16 protein-coding genes are annotated in these 19,457 nt (G+C 47.2%); 8 read left to right on the forward strand and 8 right to left on the reverse strand.

Going from position 1 to position 19,457, the window contains the following annotated elements; translation table 11 throughout:
* The first annotated feature begins 4 nt into the window (after positions 1-4).
* Entirely contained in the window at positions 5-1,012 is a 1,008-nt protein-coding gene (locus DYH48_RS14390; protein WP_006080893.1) for an isocitrate dehydrogenase, read from the forward strand.
* A gap of 312 nt (positions 1,013-1,324) precedes the next feature.
* Here the strand turns inward: DYH48_RS14390 and rlmM are convergent, their stop codons facing one another.
* The 4 genes from rlmM to DYH48_RS14410 form a co-directional block, all read right to left on the reverse strand.
* Positions 1,325-2,410: a 23S rRNA (cytidine(2498)-2'-O)-methyltransferase RlmM gene (gene rlmM, locus DYH48_RS14395; RefSeq protein WP_011846285.1), complete on the reverse strand. Its 1,086-nt coding sequence runs from the start codon at positions 2,408-2,410 to the stop codon at positions 1,325-1,327.
* 178 nt (positions 2,411-2,588) lie between these two features.
* Entirely contained in the window at positions 2,589-2,981 is a 393-nt protein-coding gene (locus DYH48_RS14400) for a DUF423 domain-containing protein (protein ID WP_006080891.1), read from the reverse strand.
* 58 nt (positions 2,982-3,039) lie between these two features.
* Positions 3,040-3,684: an alpha/beta family hydrolase gene (locus DYH48_RS14405; protein ID WP_115335183.1), complete on the reverse strand. Its 645-nt coding sequence runs from the start codon at positions 3,682-3,684 to the stop codon at positions 3,040-3,042.
* Positions 3,665-4,576, reverse strand: coding sequence for a transcriptional regulator GcvA (locus tag DYH48_RS14410; protein WP_006080889.1), 912 nt, complete (start codon positions 4,574-4,576; stop codon positions 3,665-3,667). Before DYH48_RS14410 ends, DYH48_RS14405 begins: the two co-directional genes overlap by 20 nt.
* Positions 4,577-4,787: 211 nt before the next feature.
* Between DYH48_RS14410 and DYH48_RS14415 the strand changes: the two genes are divergently transcribed.
* A complete protein-coding gene (locus DYH48_RS14415; protein ID WP_115335184.1) occupies positions 4,788-5,030 on the forward strand; it encodes a hypothetical protein in 243 nt (80 codons plus the stop codon).
* A gap of 128 nt (positions 5,031-5,158) precedes the next feature.
* Here the strand turns inward: DYH48_RS14415 and thiI are convergent, their stop codons facing one another.
* The 3 genes from thiI to pomA all read right to left on the reverse strand — a co-directional run bounded on the left by thiI (position 5,159) and on the right by pomA (position 8,778).
* Positions 5,159-6,613 carry a tRNA uracil 4-sulfurtransferase ThiI gene (thiI, locus tag DYH48_RS14420; protein ID WP_115335185.1) on the reverse strand — a complete coding sequence of 485 codons (1,455 nt, stop codon included), beginning with the start codon at positions 6,611-6,613 and terminating at the stop codon, positions 5,159-5,161.
* A gap of 461 nt (positions 6,614-7,074) precedes the next feature.
* A complete protein-coding gene (locus DYH48_RS14425) occupies positions 7,075-8,007 on the reverse strand; it encodes a flagellar motor protein MotB (protein WP_006080886.1) in 933 nt (310 codons plus the stop codon).
* Positions 8,008-8,010: 3 nt separating this feature from the next.
* Positions 8,011-8,778, reverse strand: a complete 768-nt coding sequence (gene pomA / locus DYH48_RS14430; protein WP_006085155.1) for a flagellar motor protein PomA — start codon at positions 8,776-8,778, stop codon at positions 8,011-8,013.
* A 314-nt stretch (positions 8,779-9,092) separates the two neighbouring features.
* Between pomA and xseB the strand changes: the two genes are divergently transcribed.
* Genes xseB through dxs form a run of 3 tightly spaced genes read left to right on the forward strand, consistent with a single transcriptional unit; the run spans position 9,093 to position 12,106 of the window.
* The gene (gene xseB, locus DYH48_RS14435) at positions 9,093-9,332 is read left to right on the forward strand and encodes an exodeoxyribonuclease VII small subunit (RefSeq protein WP_006085154.1); all 240 of its coding nucleotides are present in this window, start codon (positions 9,093-9,095) and stop codon (positions 9,330-9,332) included.
* A gap of 2 nt (positions 9,333-9,334) precedes the next feature.
* The gene (gene ispA, locus DYH48_RS14440) at positions 9,335-10,216 is read left to right on the forward strand and encodes a (2E,6E)-farnesyl diphosphate synthase (protein WP_115335186.1); all 882 of its coding nucleotides are present in this window, start codon (positions 9,335-9,337) and stop codon (positions 10,214-10,216) included.
* Positions 10,217-10,237: 21 nt separating this feature from the next.
* Positions 10,238-12,106: a 1-deoxy-D-xylulose-5-phosphate synthase gene (gene dxs / locus DYH48_RS14445; RefSeq protein ID WP_006080882.1), complete on the forward strand. Its 1,869-nt coding sequence runs from the start codon at positions 10,238-10,240 to the stop codon at positions 12,104-12,106.
* A 162-nt stretch (positions 12,107-12,268) separates the two neighbouring features.
* Here dxs and grpE read toward each other — a convergent pair whose 3' ends face one another.
* Positions 12,269-12,889, reverse strand: a complete 621-nt coding sequence (grpE, locus tag DYH48_RS14450) for a nucleotide exchange factor GrpE (protein WP_006080881.1) — start codon at positions 12,887-12,889, stop codon at positions 12,269-12,271.
* A 100-nt stretch (positions 12,890-12,989) separates the two neighbouring features.
* Here grpE and nadK point away from each other — a divergent pair, with 100 nt between their 5' ends.
* The 3 genes from nadK to DYH48_RS14465 all read left to right on the forward strand — a co-directional run bounded on the left by nadK (position 12,990) and on the right by DYH48_RS14465 (position 19,418).
* Positions 12,990-13,868: an NAD(+) kinase gene (gene nadK / locus DYH48_RS14455; RefSeq protein WP_012588194.1), complete on the forward strand. Its 879-nt coding sequence runs from the start codon at positions 12,990-12,992 to the stop codon at positions 13,866-13,868.
* Positions 13,869-14,905: 1,037 nt separating this feature from the next.
* On the forward strand, positions 14,906-16,549 hold the full coding sequence (locus DYH48_RS14460; protein WP_006085150.1) for an L-lactate permease: 1,644 nt from the start codon (positions 14,906-14,908) through the stop codon (positions 16,547-16,549).
* Between the two features lie 64 nt (positions 16,550-16,613).
* Complete coding sequence (locus tag DYH48_RS14465; protein ID WP_115335187.1) at positions 16,614-19,418, forward strand: FAD-binding and (Fe-S)-binding domain-containing protein; 2,805 nt, start codon at positions 16,614-16,616, stop codon at positions 19,416-19,418.
* Positions 19,419-19,457: the final 39 nt, after the last annotated feature.

Consider the following 19,457-nt stretch of genomic DNA (forward strand, 5'->3'; position numbering starts at 1 on the left):
CTCCATGTCAAAAAGAACGATAACCGTAATTCCAGGTGATGGAATTGGCCCAAGTATTATTGATTCAGCCTTAAAAATTCTCGATAAAGCGGGCTGTGATTTTGAATATGAATTTGCCGATGCCGGCCTGACTGCACTCGAAAAGCAAGGCGAGTTACTCCCACCGCGCACCTTAGAATTAATCGAAAAAAACCGTATCACACTGAAAGGTCCACTGACGACGCCAGTAGGTGAAGGCTTTACCTCTATCAACGTGACTTTACGTAAAAAATTCGGCCTGTACGCTAACGTACGCCCAGTGATTTCGTTCAAAGGCACTCAAGCTCGTTACGAAAATATCGATATCATCACTGTGCGCGAAAACACTGAAGGCATGTATTCTGGCTATGGCCAAAAAGTGTCTGAAGATGGTTTAACGGCAGAAGCGACCAGTATCGTGACTCGCCAAGGTGCCGAGCAAATCGCCACTTTTGCCTACGAACTAGCTCGCAAAGAAAACCGTAAGAAAGTCACTATCGTGCACAAAGCCAACATCATGAAGTCAACATCAGGCCTGTTCCTGAAAGTGGCCCGTGAAGTGAGCCTACGTTACCCAGACATCAAGACTGAAGAAATGATCGTCGATGCAACGTGCATGAAGTTAGTGATGAACCCAGAAAACTTCGATGTGATCGTAACGACCAACCTGTTCGGTGATATTTTATCGGATCTGTGTGCTGGTTTAGTCGGTGGTTTAGGTATGGCACCAGGGGCAAACATTGGCCGTGATGCAGCGATTTTCGAAGCCGTTCACGGTAGTGCACCGGATATCGCTGGTAAAAACCTTGCAAACCCAACCTCAGTAATTTTAGCCTCTATCCAGATGCTCGAATATTTAGGTATGGCTGACAAAGCTGAGCAAATCCGTAAAGCGGTATCTGCAGTGATCGAAGAAGGCGACCGTACCACTCGCGATTTAGGCGGCACTCACGGCACGACTGACTTCACTCAAGCGGTTCTTGAGCGTCTGTGATCGCAATGCTGAGCGCGTTTAAGACGAGTCTATAACGCGCTTGTTCAAGCTTAAGCTTCATAAGAAGTAAGCGCTTGAAACTCAAATGAGTAAACATGAAAAAGCCCCGAAGTCTCCTTTGGGGCTTTTTGTTATCTGGCTTTTAAACCTGCATGGCTTTAAAACTGCGTGGCTTTTAAACCCGCCTGACGATTACCGTATTAGCGTATTAGCGTATTAGCGTATTAGCGTATTAGCGTATTAGCGTATTAGCGTACCTAAGTAACGTACGCGAGTAACGACGTCAATATCACTGCAGAGTTATCGCAGGAATTAATTCCACGCGGTATTAGGACGCAGCCATAAATGCACTGTCACTTCATCACGATCGTGATAAAGATGCTTACACTGCACTTTAAAATCGGTCACGCCGTTCTCTTTAAGAATGGTCTGCATGGTCTCAAGAATGGCAGTGACTTCTTTATAGCGGCTCTTCATCGGTAATTTAAGGTTGAAAATCGCTTCCTTAAACCAACCGTTAATCGCCCAAGCTTCAATCAGTTCAGCAACACGCGCTGGTTTCTCAACCATGTCGCACACTAGCCAATAGATATTTTTGCGCTGTGGCTCGAAACGGAAACCGTCTTCACGGTAATGTTTCACTTGGCCCGTTTCCATGAGTTTCTCATCCATGGGGCCATTGTCGACAGCCGAGACAAACATGCCACGACGCACCAGTTGATAAGTCCAGCCACCAGGGCAAGCGCCCAAATCCACTGAGTTCATGCCACTGCGAATACGCTCTTCTTGCTCTTCCTTCGGCACGAACTGGCCAAAGGCCTCATCGAGTTTTAGGCTAGAACGACTCGGAGCATCCGCCGCCATTTTCAGACGTGGAATCCCCATAAAGTGTGGCGAGCTGTTATTACTGTAGGAATAACCCACATAGGCACGCCCGGGTCCGATAAAACACACGTGGATAATCGGACGTTTTGGATTTTCCTGCGCGAGCAAACTGCCGGATTTTTTCAAATGCTGGCGTAAAGGCACAGTGAACTTACGGCAAAAAGCCGAGAGCTCTTTCGCTTCGTTAGTGTCTGGCGTTTCAACCCGCACTTCGCCCGCTTTGCTGACGTCACTGAGTGCCGCCACGATTGGGCTAATTCTGTCGTTTTCAGGCAAGTCGACTAATAAGTCGCTGGCAGCAAACATCTGGCGAGCGAAAATGAGCGAATCTAAAGGCAGTTGTTTCACTAACGTATCTGCGGCGTCATCCTCAAAACATTGGTACACGACATAGGCGTCGTTATTATTGGCCTTAACAAAGCCACCCACATTGAGCTCACCGGCTCGCTGTTGGATTTCTGCAGCGCATTCTTTTTCAAAGCCTGCGCGGCAAAATAAAAATAGGTTTTTCATGGGGATCCCTGAGAAATCCAAGCCAAAGCATTGGCTGACTATCGATTTGGGCGTCAGTATACCAATTTCAATCCACAAATGCCCTATTTGCCTACTGCGGAACCTTGAATTGCGATTGGAGAAATAAAAAAGGCTTAGGTGCGCCCTAAGCCTGTTAACTCACACTTAACGTTCGAGATTAAGACTCGTGACCGTCAATCACTTTATGGCGCCATACCGCGGCAGCAAATAATAACCAGCCGAGTAAGAAACACCCACCGCCCATTGGCGTGACAGGGCCAAGCCACTTAGTGCCGAACAATGCCAGTCCGTATAATGAGCCAGAAAATAGCACTATGCCTGCAATAAACAAATACGCCGACCAGTCCAATAAACGTGAGGTTAACCATTGGCCCGAAAAGGCAACCATGATTAAGGCGAAGGTATGGTAGAAATGGTATTGCACCCCAAGATTAAACACGTCAATCAAATCCGGTGGTGCGACTGCTTTTAAACCATGGGCACCAAAAGCCCCTAAGGCGACGGCTAAAAATCCGCTCACGGCGGCGAGTAACAATAGACCTTTACGCATTTAACTCTCCTGCTGGAATGGGCTTAACTCATTCAACATTCATTCGCTCAACATTAAGCTAACCAATAAAATCGCTAGATAAATCAATGGCACGTGCAAGGTTAGCCGCTTCAGTGGTGCCTGACGACTTTCTTGGGACAAAACTATGATCACCGTCGGTTATCCAAGCCAATCCTATCTCTGCCTTCAAGGGCCAATTTGGGATCTGCTCTTTGCCACCAAACTTATCACGCTCGCCCTGTACGACTAATACTGGGACTTGGCATTCATTCAAAGGTTCCAATCTAGGCTCGCCGCCTTTAAGTGGCACAAAGGGGTAACCTAAACAAATGACTCTATCGATGTGCGCCGCTAATGCAGGATCGCAGGCTAATAACGCTGCCATACGTCCGCCCATAGATTTGCCCATCAGTACGACACGCTCGACCTTAGGTTGTGAATGAGCGATATCGAGCATCTGTGTAAAACACGCGAGCAATTTAGGCGCGCGGTCCGGTGGACGCCGTTTGCCATCGACGGCATTAGCCTGCATATAGGGAAAATTAAAGCGCATCACTTGGTAGCCCTTAGCCACAAGCCCCGCCGACATGGCCTGCATAAACTCTGAGTCCATGTTAGCGCCCGCGCCGTGGGCTAATAAAATCATTGTGCTCGCAGGCTCACCCTCTAATACATAACTTGGCTTATCCGGGCAACAACTCACTACGCGACTCCTCAGCAAACATATCTAACATCCATTCGCGAAATGCGACGACCTTACCAAGTTCAGCGTGATTCTGCTGGCAAACCAAGTAGTAAGCATCTTTACTGACCAAGACTTCTTGGAATGGGCACACAAGACGCCCCGCTTTTATATCGGGACGCGCCAGTACGCTGTAACCTAAAGCCACGCCTTGACCATGGGCCGCCGCCTGCAATACCAAGGACGAATGACTGAAGATGGGGCCTTGGTTCACATTAATATCGTTAATCCCACATTGTCTAAACCACGCCTGCCAATCGTGACGATTCATATCATGTAATAGCGTGTGATATTTTAAATCGCTCGGTTTTGACAACGGCTTAGGACCGTTGAGCAACATGGGCGAACACACAGGAATGAGCACTTCGTTTCTGAGCTTATCGGCGCGCAGACCAGGCCAATTGCCTAGACCATAATAAATGGCGACATCCACATCATCGGTTAATGAGCTCGCTTCGGTATCGACGGCTTTAATACGCACGTCGATATCGGGATTTTTCTCACTGAACTTTGCCAAACGCGGCACTAACCATTGAATTGCAAAACTGGGCGACATACTGACCGTCAGAGAACCAATCGCACTGCGGGCGAGTAATCGGTCGGTAGCATCGGCGAGTTGAATAAAGATGTCTTTGATGTCGAGGAAGTAGCTCTGCCCTTCTTCGGTTAAAAGCAAAGAACGGTTCTTTCGGCGAAATAATTTTAATCCGAGGAAATCTTCTAATGCCTTTATTTGATGGCTCACCGCAGCTTGTGTAACAAACAATTCTTCTGCTGCGCGCGTAAAGCTCAAATGCCGCGCGGCTGCCTCAAATGCTTTAACCGCATTAAGCGGTGGTAATCGTCTGGACATAGTGATCTCAGTCTCGTTTTTTAATTAGTTTTTCTAATCCGTATTGTTACATTTAATCGTTTGTAAAGGCCAGTGATTTTGGTTAAATTTTGCGCCATTGAAACAGCGGTATCCACGAAACACTTATATCTATGAAACACCCTAGTTGGACAATCTCAAAGTTGGTGATGGGAATGTCTGACAGCGTTACTTTGTCAGCCCGGAGGCGACTATGTTTAATTTAAAATCAGCGTTTGCGTTAGCGATAATTTCAGCACTCAGCTTAAATGCCAGTGCTAATGTACTCGTTGACGAAATCGTCATCGATACTAGCGACTTACAAGCCAGTATCACTGCAGATTTAACCGCTGCAATGAATAAAATGCACCAAGAAGTGCTGCAAGAAGCCACGCTATTGATTGCCACAGATGATGTCGCATCAAATCAGCAGATCGTTAAGCCTAATAGCTTATAAGACAACACTAATTCAGGTTTTCAACCCAAGACCTAACAAAAAGCCGCATTAATATGCGGCTTTTTTGTATCCTAGACCTATGGCACTTCCCACTGACAAGACGTGTCAGTGGGCAAGTTTGCCTGGATTTATGGGCGATACACTTTGACGTTCGTGTAGCCTTGCTCGATTAAGTACAATGCCTGCAATTTACTCATCACCCCACGCTCACAATACAGCAAATAAGTCTTTTGCTTATCGAGATCGGCAAATTGAGTCGCTAACTTGAAGAATGGGATACGTTTGATCTCAATGCCTTCAATTTGCAACGGTTTGCTTTCCTCTTCTTCTGGGGCGCGAATATCAATGACCACTTGGTTGGTATCAATACTGGCGACCGTTTCAGTCTCAGTAATCCGAGTATCCATTTGTTCTGCGATCTCCCTGATATCAATAGTGACAGACTGAGCGATGATTTTATCAATCAAATCTTCAGAGAACTTCTTCTCTTCCGCTTCAACTTTCGCTAATACCGCTTTAACCGTTGGCTTTTGCGAAATCACGCCGCAATATTCTGGCATAGACTTGGCAAAATCTTCGGTGCCGATTTTACGACTCTCGTTGATAATGTCTTGTTTATCCATGGCGATCAGCGGACGTAAAATCAGCAGCTCAGTACAGCGGTCAATCACGTTTAAATTGGTCAGCGTTTGGCTAGATACTTGACCTAAACTTTCACCGGTTACCAAGGCTTGAATACCCATACGTTCTGCAATGCGCGCCGCAGTGCGCATCATCATACGCTTCAGCACTACGCCCATTTGGCCATTATCAATACGCTCTAAAATCTCAGCAACCACAGGCTCAAAAGGCACAGAGATAAACTTCACCTTGTGGGATTCGCCGTAGGTTTTCCACAAATGGTAGGCCACTTGTTTAACGCCAATTTCGTGCTGCGCGCCGCCCAGATTAAAGAAGCAATAATGGGTACGCGCGCCCTTTTTGATAAACTGATAGCTTGACACACCTGAGTCAAAACCACCTGAAATCAAAGACAACACATCTTCCTGCGTCGCCATCGGGAAGCCACCTAAGCCTTCAATACGCTTAGTGACCATGTAAAGATTATCGCGTTCAATTTCAAGGTTAACGGTAATATCTGGATTCTTTAAACGCACACCTAAAGCATCGGTAAACTGATTTAAGCCGCCGCCGACGTAACGCTCCACTTCGATAGAATTAAAATCGTGATCGCCAGTGCGCTTCACTCGCACGCAGAAGGTTTTACCCGCGAGTTGGTCACGGTAAACAGGCAAGACTTGCTGATAAATATCGTCCACAGATTCAAAGCTGTACTCATCCACTTGCACTACGTGTGCAATGCCAGGAATACACGCCAGACGCTCACCGAAGGCTTGGGCCAATTCAGGCTTATCCTTTGGCACCATTACCATAATGCGGTCCCACTGACGTTGAACTTTAGCGTCTTCGTCGACTTTTTTGAGTACATTACGTATGTTGGTTTCGAGCATTTTGGTGAAGCGCATCCTTACGGGTTTGCTCTTCATCATGATTTCTGGGTACAGCTTTACAATAAACTTCATGGGATTTCCGCGGGCAATTTTAAAACAGCAAAATTGGTTAAAAGAATAATCGGGGGATTATATACCCAAGCGACCTAAAAATGCGAGTTTCAGCGCGCATCGCAAACAGCCACACAAGCCACATTCATGGCGGATTAATGGCGTATTAGTGATTAAGTCACGGCGGGATTTTTAAGCGAATTCGGTTGGAATAATGTCACTAAACCTATCCACTTAGTTTGAATTGCCCTGATTAAAATGAGTGGTTTGAAATGAATTATGTGAGATAAGTCGTTGAGGTAAGGTTGAAGGAAGCTTAGGGATAACACACTCTCTGCGATTGGCGTAAGGCCCAAATAGATTCAAATCAACCACAGCGCTTTGATGCACAAAGCGTTAGCAAAAAAAGGGAAAGTCCACATTCGCCCAATAAAAAAGCCGCAACAGGATTGCGGCTTTAGATGCAGTGAGTACCAAGCTACCTAAGGCGAATTACCGACCTGAATCTCATCAGATTCCTTCGCTTTACCTTGCTCAATGGCAATTTCCACCCTGCGGTTACGGGCACGATTCTCCGGTGAATCATTTGGCACTATCGGATTGTTAGACGCCATGCCAACCACTTTCATCCGTTTAGAATCAAAGCCTTTGACTTGCACCAACTCGTGAGCCACAGCCACAGCGCGTTTACTGGATAAATCCCAGTTAGAGCTATAAAGCTCATCGCTGATTTGCATGTCATCCGTGTAACCCGATACCGTAATAATCCCCGGCACATCTTTTAGCAGTTCGCCAACAGAGCGCACCACAGGCTTAAATCGTGGTTGAAGGAAGCCCGAACCAGAGGCAAATGCGCCCTTCTCACGGATACGGATAATAATCTGCTGACCTAAGGACTCAATTTCAATCGCACCATCGGTGATCTCTTTATTGAGCTCCTGCGCCATCTTCTTCACTTCTTGATTGATCTTATCCTGCGCCGCTGCCGCTTCGGCTTTAACCGCATCGGCCACTTCCTGCGCCGTTGCAGTGGCTTCACCACCACGCTGAGAACCACTTTGCTGCTGAACGCCGCCAGCACTGTCGTCTTCACCCGCTTGGTAATCCAATACAGGTTCCGTCATTTCATTGGTTTGCTGGTTGATAATTTCAATCGGCGTGGGATCGGGACGTCCTGGTCTAAATTCTAAGGCAATAACAGACGTCCCTTTCGGGATATCTTTGACTTCCACCTTATTTTGCACACCAAAGGCATACTTCATTGAGCCCGCGATCTGCTTAAACTTCATTACGTCCATTTCGGAAAATGACAATAACAACACGAAGAAACACATCAACAGCGACATCAAGTCAGCAAAGGTCGCCAACCACATCGGTGCTCCGGCCGGTGGACAGTTGCACTTAGCCTTAGCCATGGGCTACTCTCCGTCCGTTGTATCTATTTTGCGATTTTTCTCAGCCAGATAATTTTTCAAGAAGCCTTCAATCACCCGTGGGTTTTGTCCGTCTTGAATCGCCAATACCGCATCCATAATCAAGTTACGGTTCAGCATTTCTTCACCCATCCTAAGCGTTAACTTATCCGCGATAGGAAGACAAACCATGTTAGCAACCATAGCGCCGTATAAGGTGGTTAACAAGGCCACCGCCATCGAGGGGCCGATGGATTTAGGATCTGACATGTTTGACAGCATGGCCACAAGACCCACCAGCGTACCAATCATGCCCATTGCCGGACCTACGTCACCAAACGCTCTAAAAATGCCGATCCCTGTACGATGGCGCTCTTCGGTCAGGGCGATATCCTTCTCTAAGGCAGCGCGCACCACTTCACCATCGTGACCATCAACAAGCATGTCGACGGCTTTTTGCATAAAGCTGTTGGTAATTTGCGCTTCTTCTAAAGCTAAAAAACCGCCTTTACGGGCGGCATCAGCCATAGTCACGGACTGTTCAATCAAATCTTCTGGCTTATCAATCTTAAAAATAAACGCTTTGGCGGCGATTTTTACCGCACTAAAAAACTGTTTAAGATTGAACTTCATCATCACCACGAAGAAGGACCCACCGAAAACAATAAGAATCGAGGGTACATCAACGAAAATCATTAAACCGCCGCTGGTGGCCATTGCCCCGAGGATAAAACCAAAGGCACCCACAATTCCAATTACTGTTGCTAAATCCACAACGGCTCCTCAATTTTCGTAATAAACGACATAATACTTACCCTAAGTAAGCAATAACACTCAGTTGTTCCACTGAGTAAGATAATCCCACCGACATACATGCGAGCCTTGTCTATCCAGTTAAAAATTACCATACAAATGATGATACTATTGTCAGTTATCGGACACACACTAAGCAAGTTTAGCGACAATTTATATTTTCTGAAAAAATTTCAGTAACAAAGCGTGCTATTGAGCAAATATCTTTAGTCTGAATTTGACCCTAAAGCCGCCCTGATATACCTTGTGTCCGCTAAATCAAAGGAAGCATAAACGTGGCGAAGAAACCCGAAAATCTCAGTTTTGAAGAATCCCTTGGCGAACTCGAGCGCATTGTTGCCGATCTAGAACAAGGCGATATCTCCATCGATGACGCGTTAAAACAATTTGAACGTGGCATCAATCTGGTTCGAAATAGCCAAGCAAAACTCGAACAAGCCCAACAAAAAGTGGCCATTTTACTGAAACAAGATGAAAATGCGCCCCTATCCCCCTATGCCGTTGAGGGCGAATAAGCGTGTTAGTCAGTGCCATTCAAGAATATCAACAACGGGTTGATAATCAATTAAAACAGCGTTTTAGTACGCTTGAAGATACTGCTCCCCAATTAAAAGCCGCCATGACTTACGGCGCCTTATTGGGTGGCAAACGCATTCGACCTTTCCTTGTCTACAGTGTCGGACGCATGTTTGGGGTCGAGCTCGAAAAATTAGATGCTTGCGCCGCAGCCATTGAATGTATCCATGCTTATTCATTGATCCACGACGATTTACCCGCCATGGATGATGATGAACTGCGCCGTGGTCAGCCCACAGTGCATATCGCTTTTGATGAAGCGACCGCCATTTTAGCGGGGGATGCACTGCAGACCTTAGCCTTTGAAATTGTCACCGAAGCGGTCCCTGGGATCAGCAGCGAGCAACATATCGCTATGGTCAGAGTATTGGCAAAAGCCTCAGGTTATCGTGGCATGTGTGGCGGCCAAGCGATAGACTTAGCCTCAACAGATAAACATATTGATCTTAAAGCATTAACTCAGTTACATAATATGAAAACGGGCGCCCTTATCAGCTGCGCCGTTGAGTTAGCGTTAATCGCCGCAAACGCGCCAAAAAATCAGTATGCTGCTATGATGGATTTTGCCCATGCGGTCGGACTCGCCTTTCAAGTACAAGACGATATCCTTGACATCGTAGCCACCACCGAAGAACTCGGTAAGCCGCAAGGCTCTGATACTGAATCGAATAAGAGTACGTTTCCACAACTACTTGGACTACAAGGTGCACAAGACACCGCCAAACAACTGATCCAAGAGGCACTATCAGCGCTGGCTAAATTGCCATACAATAGCCAGTTAATTGCAGACTTCGCCCGCTATATCATTGAGCGAAGAATATAATAAGAGTCGAAGTATCTCGCTATGAGTTTGGACATTTCTCAGTTTCCCGTGTTGGCGCAGGCCAACACCCCTAATGAACTCCGCCAGCTTCCTCAGGCACTTTTACCACAAGTAGCCGACGAACTGCGCGAGTTCCTTCTTAAGTCTGTTGGCATATCCAGCGGACATTTTGCCTCTGGGCTCGGCACAGTGGAACTCACTGTTGCGTTGCACTATGTCTACAACACCCCTTTTGATCGGCTAATTTGGGATGTGGGCCATCAGGCTTATCCCCACAAAATTCTCACGGGTCGTCGCGACAAGATGCACACCATTCGCCAAAAAGATGGCTTGCATCCTTTCCCATGGCGTGAAGAAAGTGAATACGACACTTTCAGCGTTGGGCATTCAGGCACGTCTATCAGCGCCGCACTGGCGATGGCTATTGCCGCAGAAAAAGAGCAAGCGGGTCGTAAAGTCGTTGCCGTGATCGGCGATGGCGCTATGACAGGCGGCATGGTGTTTGAAGCCATGAACCACGCTGGCGACTTGCACAATGACATGCTCGTGGTGTTGAACGACAACGAAATGTCGATCTCTGAAAATGTCGGCGCCCTCAATAACCATTTAGCACAACTGATGTCAGGCCGTTTTTACACTACGCTGCGCGAAGGCGGCAAGAAAGTGTTGAAAGGCATGCCCGTCATCAAAGAAATGGCCAAGCGCACTGAGGAACACCTCAAAGGCATGGTCGTTCCTGGCACCCTGTTTGAAGAGTTAGGTTTCAACTATATCGGTCCTATCGACGGCCACGATGTTGATGCTCTGGTCGAGACCATGCGTAATATGCGCAATCTTAAAGGTCCACAGGTGCTGCACATCATGACGAAGAAAGGTCGTGGTTATGAACCTGCTGAAAAAGATCCTATCGGTTGGCATGCGGTGCCTAAGTTTGACCCGTCGCTGTTTAAAAAGCCGGCCACCAAACCCGGTTTGCCGACCTTTTCTCAAGTCTTTGGTAAATGGTTATGCGACATAGCCGAGCAAGATGAGAAAGTGTTAGCGATTACGCCTGCGATGCGCGAAGGCTCTGGCATGGTAGAGTTTTCCCAGCGTTTTCCTAAACAATATTTCGATGCGGCGATTGCCGAGCAGCATGCTGTCACCCTATCAGCAGGTTTTGCCTGTGAAGGCTTTAAGCCTGTGGTGGCAATTTACTCGACCTTCCTGCAACGCGCCTACGATCAGCTTATTCATGATGTAGCGCTGCAACAATTACCGGTATTGTTTGCTATTGACCGTGGCGGTATTGTCGGTGCCGATGGTCCAACTCACCAAGGTGCATTCGATTTAAGCTTTATGCGCTGCATCCCCAACATGGTGATCATGGCGCCGTCGGACGAAAATGAATGTCGTCAAATGCTCTACACTGGCTATTGCTATGATGCAGGCCCAAGTGCAGTGCGTTATCCAAGGGGCTGTGCCACGGGAGCGACGCAAGTCGAAGCGATGACGGCATTACCGATTGGTAAAGGCGTGATCAAACGTGTGGGTAAGCGCATTGCCATACTCAACTTTGGCACCTTGTTAGCGTCGGCGTTAACCGCTGCCGAAAGCTTAGATGCAACGGTTGTCGATATGCGCTTTGTGAAACCACTTGATGTTGATTTGGTCAAAGAGATGGCGCAAACCCACGAAGTACTCGTCACAGTGGAAGAAAACGCCATTATGGGCGGCGCAGGTGCTGGCGTGCTTGAGCAGCTTCAAAAGCTGCGAATGCCTAAAGCCGTGCTTCAAATTGGTTTGCCAGATGAATTCATCAAACATGGCTCGCCAGAGGAAGTTACCCATGATTTGCAACTGGATGCCGAAGGTATACTGGCGCAAATCAATGCTTATCTAGCACAATAAATAGCTCAATAGTTGGCGTAATAGTTAGAACTTACTTATCTCGGTAAGGTGCTCAGTCCTACCAATACAAATTCTGCACATATCACCGCCCATAAAAAAAGGACTGCAATTGCAGTCCTTTTTTGTTGCTGTCTGTTATAACAGCGGCTGATCCAATAAAGCTTAAGCTTCGATATCTATCGTTGCGCTTTCTTGGTTAGGGCCACCCTGTGACACCATTACCATAGCAGGGCGCAGCAAGCGACTGTTCAGCTCATAACCCTTTTGCATCACCAACATCACAGTGTTCGCAGGGAACTCAGCACTTGGCTGCATGCCAATCGCTTGATGTTGATCTGGGTTAAATGACTGACCTTGTGGATCAATTTGCTTAACACCAAATTTAGCCACCGCAGTGAGTAAGCTTTTTTGAGTTAACTCAACACCTTGATAAATCGATTTAGTCGCTTCATCTTCTGGGTTAGTCCCCATCAATGCGCGCTCCATGTTATCAAGTACTGGCAACAGTTCATTGGCAAACTTTTCCAAGGCAAACTTGTTCGCCTTTTCCACATCCATTGCGGCACGACGACGAATATTATCGACTTCGGCTGCAGCGCGGATGACTGAATCCTTCTGCTCTTCAACTTTCGCCAAAGCTTCAGCGAGTAACTGTTCCAGCTCTTCAATACGGAAATTGGCCTGGGTAAGCTCATCGATCAGACTTGCTTCTGCGGTAGATACTTCAGACTCTACACCCTCTTGGATCAGATCCTGTTCTGCTTTAATCGATTCGTTGCTCATTTTCACTCCAGCTAAAAATGCTTTGTTTCTGAAATACTCTGGGCATATTATGGGGATCAATTTTGACGTTTCAAGGCCTAAGGCCAGATCTAGCATAAATATGACCACAAAGTTTCATACTATCGGCCTTATCGGCAAACCTCATCACCAAGGGACCAACCAAACCTTAAAACGTCTGCATCATTGGCTGACAATGCAAGGCTTTGAAGTCTTAGTGGAAGAGCGTGTTGCTGCCGAACTAGGGCCCAATATCGAGGCGGTCGATTTACTAGAAATTGGCGCGCGCTGCGACTTAGCCATAGTCGTCGGTGGTGACGGTAACATGCTTGGTGCTGCTAGGGTATTAGCCCGCTTCGATTTAGGCGTGATTGGCGTTAACCGCGGTAATTTGGGCTTCTTAACCGACCTGCCGCCCGATGCCTTTGAAGAAGCGCTCGCCAAAGTCCTCGACGGTGAGTTTGATACCGAGCACAGATTCTTACTTGAAGCCGAAGTCTATCGCCACGGTATGCTCAAGGCGAGCAATACCGCCGTCAACGAAGCCGTACTCCATCCGGGTAAAATTGCCCACATGATTGAGTTTGAGGTCTATATTGACGATCAGTTCATGTACAGCCAGCGTGCCGACGGCATGATAGTGTCAACGCCAACGGGTTCAACGGCTTATGCCCTCTCCGCTGGCGGCGCTATCCTGACGCCTAATCTGCAGGCTTTGATCTTAGTGCCTATGTTCCCGCACACTTTGTCGTGCCGCCCGATTGTCGTCGATGCCTGCAGCACCATTAAAATGGTGGTGTCACCGGACAATGGCGAGAACCTCGAAGTCAGCTGTGATGGCCACGTGCATTTAGCCGTGTTACCGGGCGATGAAATCATAGTGCGCCGCAGCTCAGAACGATTACGCTTAATTCATCCTAAAGGGCACAATTATTTCCACGTGCTACGGACTAAATTAGGCTGGGGCAGCAAGTTGTTTTAAGCCAGCGCATATTTGTCCTATTACCATAATTTACCCAAGTTCCCATAAAAGAGACGTATCCCGTCTCTTTTTTATTCCTTCTATATCCCCAGAAAAAACGGCGGCTAAATACGAGAAGATCTCATTAAGATAATAGTGAGTGAACTACCCACTCGATTAAATAAACGAGCTGACATTCTCATCCATCGCATTTGCGAATTAATATCACTAACCAGTCTGATAAAAGTTCGCACAGCATTCTTTCGCTTTATTACGTAAACTTTTCGCCTCAATTTAGCCCTGTACTCTCAATAATTCAGCTTAAACTATTAGAAGCGGTGACTTTTAATTTCAACATTTGCGTTAGCCGCTCAATATCATCGACATTTATGGCGCGCTATTGGCTCAAATAAACTGAAAGTAACTTAAATAACGGTTATTTAATTTCATATTAAAGTAAAATTAATTAAGTGACATGCATCACAAGAAAACTCCACCATTTAAAAAAGTGATCTGGAACACTATAAAAAAACACCTACCAACTGCAACATTAGTCAACTATAACAATATCTTGAAATATGCCAGCGTAACATTGCCAATTCAGCGGCATCACCCTATGCGACCTTAATCACACCTTAAAAATGTCTGAAAAAACCAATAACAACCTATTAATGAAATAAATGGATCAGTTAATTGCAATAATGACCATCAACTTGAGTGATAACTCTAGTTTTAATAACTAAAATACCGATAACTTAAATTTAATATAATCGAAATAGATATACGCCTAGCCGTCTAAGTGATCACTGTCACAGATAGATAAATCCCCTGAGAGAAGTGTCCCGCAGCACTGTAAATTAGCATTTCATATAGCAGCCAAGATGATCTAGATCATATTAGTCAAGCCCACAATAGCGTCTAGTACACAACACAGAATGTCGAGACCATAACTCGTTGCAGTATTAACTGCTGATTTATCGGTCTGGGAAGTCGACATGAAGGCAGATGAAAAATTCTAATATCAATAATAAGACAGACCACTTTATGAAGAGGCAAGCATGACAATACTTCAACTCCTCGCCAGCTTGACGCCTGTGCTCAGTGTAATGCTATTCCTAGTATTACTCAGAATGCCCGCATCAAAGGCTATGCCCATTTCCATGCTAGTCACTGCGCTCGCCGCTGTGTTTATTTGGCAAATGGATACCACATTACTGGCGGCATCGGTCCTCGAAGGACTGCTCTCAGCCATTACACCTTTAACCATCATTTTTGGTGCTGTGTTCCTACTGAATACCCTGAAATATTCAGGTGCGATGGACACTATCCGCGCAGGTTTCACTAACATCAGCGCCGATGCCCGTGTGCAAGTGATCATCATCTGTTGGTTATTTGGTGCCTTTATCGAAGGCAGTGCTGGCTTTGGTACGCCCGCCGCGATTGGCGCACCACTGCTCGTACTGCTTGGCGTGCCACCGGTTGCCGCAGCAGTTGTTGCTTTGATTGCCGACTCTGCCTGTGTGTCCTTCGGCGCGATTGGTCTACCTGTACTCTTTGGTATGGAGCAAGGCTTGACCCAAGGCGGCGTAAGCATGGCTGCGGCGCAAATTGCTGAACATGGCGGCACCTATGCTGACTTTGCGCAGTTTATTGCAATGCACATGATCACTATCGATTTAATCACAGGTTCGTTAATTCCATTAGTGATGGTGTCGATTCTGACAGGCTTCTTTGGTCGCAATAAATCCTTCAAAGAAGGCTTAGCGATTTGGAAATTTGCGATTTTTGCAGGTCTTTCGTTTACAGTTCCAGCGTGGATCATCAACTATGTTGCTGGCCCAGAATTCCCATCGGTTATCGGTTCTTTAATCGGTATGGCGATGGTTATCCCAGTCGCTCGCAAAGGCTACTTGCTGCCTAAAGCCGCTTGGAATGATTTTGCCGAGAATGACAACCAAGAAACCGCCAAAGTGGAAACCACAGCTAAATTTTCCCAAATCGCCGCTTGGACACCTTACATCATCATGGCTGCGCTGTTAGTGCTGTCACGTACCGTTGCACCGTTAAAAGCCTGGTTATCTGGCTTTAACATCAGCTGGACTGGCTTGATGGGCACTGAACTTAAGGCGAGCTTTGCGACACTATATGCGCCTGGCGCCTTCTTCGTTGCCGTGTGTATCTTAGGTTTCTTCCTATTCAAAATGAAAAGCCCTGCGATTAAGCAAACGGTCGGTGTGTCATGTAAATCCATGTTACCTACCATTATTTCATTAGGGGCTTCCGTGCCTATGGTGAAAATCTTCTTAAACTCAGGTGTGAATGGTGCAGGCTTAGCCTCTATGCCTGTCGCATTAGCAGATATGCTGGCAGGTTCCATGGGCGCTGTGTGGGCTTGGATGGCGCCTATCGTCGGTATATTTGGTGCTTTCCTATCGGGTTCAGCAACCTTCTCCAACATGATGTTCTCAGGCCTACAGTACAGTGTGGCTGACAATATCGGCATGAACCACGCTCTCGTCCTTGCCCTTCAAGGCATAGGTGCGAACGCAGGTAACATGATGTGTGTAATGAACGTGGTTGCGGCTGCGACTGTGGTAGGTATGGCGGGTAGAGAGTCAGAAATCATCCGTAAAACCATGCCCGTCGCCATTGGTTATGCATTACTTGCGGGCACTATTGCAACCCTGTGGGGTGGCTTCTAAGCCCATTGAAAACTAAGGTCGCTGCGGCGGCCTTGGTCATTTTTAGCGTTAAGAGAGTAGCCTTATGTCAATTAACTATGACGTTGTATATAAAGACTTAATTAAACTGCTCGGCGAATCTGCAGTATCCAATGATCCTGTCCGCCGCTTCGCTTGGTCTACCGACGCGAGTTATTTTCGCATAGTGCCAGAAATTGTTGTGCATGCCGATAATCTCGAACAAGCAAAACACACACTGGCCATTGCTCGCACTCACAAAGTACCAGTAACCTTTCGCGCCGCAGGCACCAGTTTATCGGGCCAAGCCATTGGCGAAGGCATTTTACTGATTTTGGGCCATGATGGTTTTAGAACCATAGAAGTCAGTCCAGACAGTAATAAGATCACCTTAGGTGCAGCCGTTATTGGCTCCGATGCCAACGTAGTACTCAAGCCTCTGAATAAGAAGATAGGCCCGGATCCCGCCACTCTGACCTCGGCCATGGTGGGCGGTATTGTGTCCAACAACGCTTCAGGCATGTGCTGCGGCACGGCTCAAAACAGCTATCAAACCATCGCATCAGTCAAACTCTTGTTTGCCGATGGCACTGAATTAGATACCGGCTGTGACAAATCCAAAGCCGCCTTTACCCAATCCCATGGCGAACTGTTAGATTCATTGACGGCGTTAGCCAAACTCACCCGAGGTAATGAAGTCCTCGCCCAACGCATTCGTAAAAAGTATTCCATCAAAAATACGACAGGTTACAGCATCAACTCCCTTGTGGATTTTGAAGATCCCTTCGAGCTGATTAACCACTTGATTGTCGGCGCAGAAGGCACGCTAGCTTTTGTTGAAGAAGTGACTTACCACACAGTCGATGAGGCCAAATTTAAAGCCTCAGCCATGGCGGTATTCTTCAATATGGTGGATGCAGCCAGCGCGATTCCGCCCATTACGGGTGACAGCGTTGCCGCGGCCGAATTGCTCGACTGGGCATCCATCAAAGCCGTTACTGGCAAAAAAGGCATGCCAGATTGGTTAAGCACACTGCCTGACGGCTCTGCGATTCTACTGATTGAATCCCGCGCTAATGATGCTCAAACCTTAGAAACCTACACCCAAGATGTGATTGCTAAACTGTCACACCTTAAAACGGAACGTCCCATTACCTTCAGTAGCGATGCCAGCGTTTACAGCCAATACTGGGCAATGCGCTCAGGCCTGTTCCCTATTATTGGTGGCGAACGTCCAAAGGGCAGCTCAGTTATTATCGAAGACGTGGCCTTTAACGTTGAACATTTAGCCGAAGCAGCGGCGGATTTAACCGCATTATTTAACAAACATGGTTACCCAGAAGGGGTGATCTACGGCCATGCATTAGCGGGTAACTTCCACTTTATCATCACGCCGACCTTTGCATCGCAAGCCGATATCGAGCGTTTCCAAGGCTTTATGCAAGATGTCGCCGAAATGGTAATCCACAAGTACGACGGTTCGATGAAAGCCGAACACGGCACGGGCCGCGCGGTAGCGCCTTTTGTTGAAATGGAATGGGGCGCCGATGCCTACACCTTGATGAAACGCATCAAGCATATTTTCGATCCCGAAGGCATGCTTAACCCCGGCGTTATCTTGAACGATGACAGCACAGTGCATGTGAAAAACATTAAGCCCTGCCCTGTGGTCGATGATTTTGTCGATAAGTGTATCGAATGCGGATTCTGCGAAAAAACCTGTCCAACATCGGCACTTAACTTCTCGCCGCGCCAACGTATTGCCACTTTGCGTGAAATCGAGCGCTTAGAGCAGTCCGGTGATAAAGCCGCCGCAGCCGAAATGCGCGCCGCCGCTAAATACGATGTGGTTGATACTTGCGCCGCGTGTCAGCTTTGTACCATTGCGTGTCCAGTGGATAACAGCATGGGCCAACTGGTGCGTAAACTGCGTACACCGTACATCAGCACGACTGAACAAAAAGTATTAGATTTCCAAGCCAAACATTTTGGCGCAGTTAACCAAGTGATCAGCTCAGGTTTTGACATGCTCGGCGTGATCCACAAAATCACCGGCGATAGCATCACCAGTGCGCTGATGAAAACCGGCCGCCTGATTTCTAAAGAAGTGCCGTATTGGAATCCTGATTTCCCGAAAGGCGGCAAACTGCCAAAACCATCACCTGCAAAAATGGGCCAAGAAACGGTGGTCTACTTCCCTGCCTGTGGCGGCAGAACTTTTGGTCCGACACCAAAAGATCCCGACAACCGCACCTTGCCAGAAGTGGTCGTGACGCTACTGGAACGCGCGGGCTATAACGTGATTACCCCTGAGAAAACCCGCGACTTATGTTGCGGCCAGATGTGGGAATCGAAGGGCGACTTTAAAAACGCCGATGCCAAACGCCAAGAACTTATCGATGCAGTGAGCAAAATGACCAATGGTGGCAAGCTGCCTGTGGTCGTCGATGCGCTGTCTTGTACCTACCGGACTTTGTCGGGTAATCCAAAAGTGCAGATTATCGACTTAGTTGAATTTATGCACGACAACCTGCTGACTAAGCTGAACATCAGTAAAAAAGTCAATGTAGCACTGCACTTAGGTTGTAGCGCACGCAAGATGAAACTTGAGCCTAAGATGCAAGCGATTGCCGATGCCTGCTCTACGCAAGTGCTCAAACCTGCGGGAATTGACTGCTGTGGTTACGCGGGTGAAAAAGGCTTGTACAAGCCTGAAATCAACGCCAGCGCACTGCGTAATATCAAAAAGCTCATTCCTGTCGAGATTAAGGAAGGCTATTACGCCAACCGCATGTGTGAGGTTGGACTCACTCAGCACAGTGGCATTTCCTATCGCCACTTGGCTTATCTACTCGAAGAGTGCAGTCGCTAAACTGGGATAATTAGACGAGGAAAATCATAGTAGAAAACG

The sequence above is a fragment of the Shewanella baltica genome, from assembly GCF_900456975.1.
Classification (GTDB): Bacteria; Pseudomonadota; Gammaproteobacteria; order Enterobacterales; family Shewanellaceae; genus Shewanella; species Shewanella baltica.

Coding starts and splice junctions, on each gene's coding strand:
- DYH48_RS14390 (WP_006080893.1), top strand. CDS start 5: ATGTCAAAAAGAACGATAACCGTAATTCCAGGTGATGGAATTGGCCCA.
- rlmM (WP_011846285.1), bottom strand. CDS start 2,410: ATGAAAAACCTATTTTTATTTTGCCGCGCAGGCTTTGAAAAAGAATGC.
- DYH48_RS14400 (WP_006080891.1), bottom strand. CDS start 2,981: ATGCGTAAAGGTCTATTGTTACTCGCCGCCGTGAGCGGATTTTTAGCC.
- DYH48_RS14410 (WP_006080889.1), bottom strand. CDS start 4,576: ATGTCCAGACGATTACCACCGCTTAATGCGGTTAAAGCATTTGAGGCA.
- DYH48_RS14415 (WP_115335184.1), top strand. CDS start 4,788: ATGTTTAATTTAAAATCAGCGTTTGCGTTAGCGATAATTTCAGCACTC.
- thiI (WP_115335185.1), bottom strand. CDS start 6,613: ATGAAGTTTATTGTAAAGCTGTACCCAGAAATCATGATGAAGAGCAAA.
- DYH48_RS14425 (WP_006080886.1), bottom strand. CDS start 8,007: ATGGCTAAGGCTAAGTGCAACTGTCCACCGGCCGGAGCACCGATGTGG.
- dxs (WP_006080882.1), top strand. CDS start 10,238: ATGAGTTTGGACATTTCTCAGTTTCCCGTGTTGGCGCAGGCCAACACC.
- grpE (WP_006080881.1), bottom strand. CDS start 12,889: ATGAGCAACGAATCGATTAAAGCAGAACAGGATCTGATCCAAGAGGGT.
- nadK (WP_012588194.1), top strand. CDS start 12,990: ATGACCACAAAGTTTCATACTATCGGCCTTATCGGCAAACCTCATCAC.
- DYH48_RS14460 (WP_006085150.1), top strand. CDS start 14,906: ATGACAATACTTCAACTCCTCGCCAGCTTGACGCCTGTGCTCAGTGTA.
- DYH48_RS14465 (WP_115335187.1), top strand. CDS start 16,614: ATGTCAATTAACTATGACGTTGTATATAAAGACTTAATTAAACTGCTC.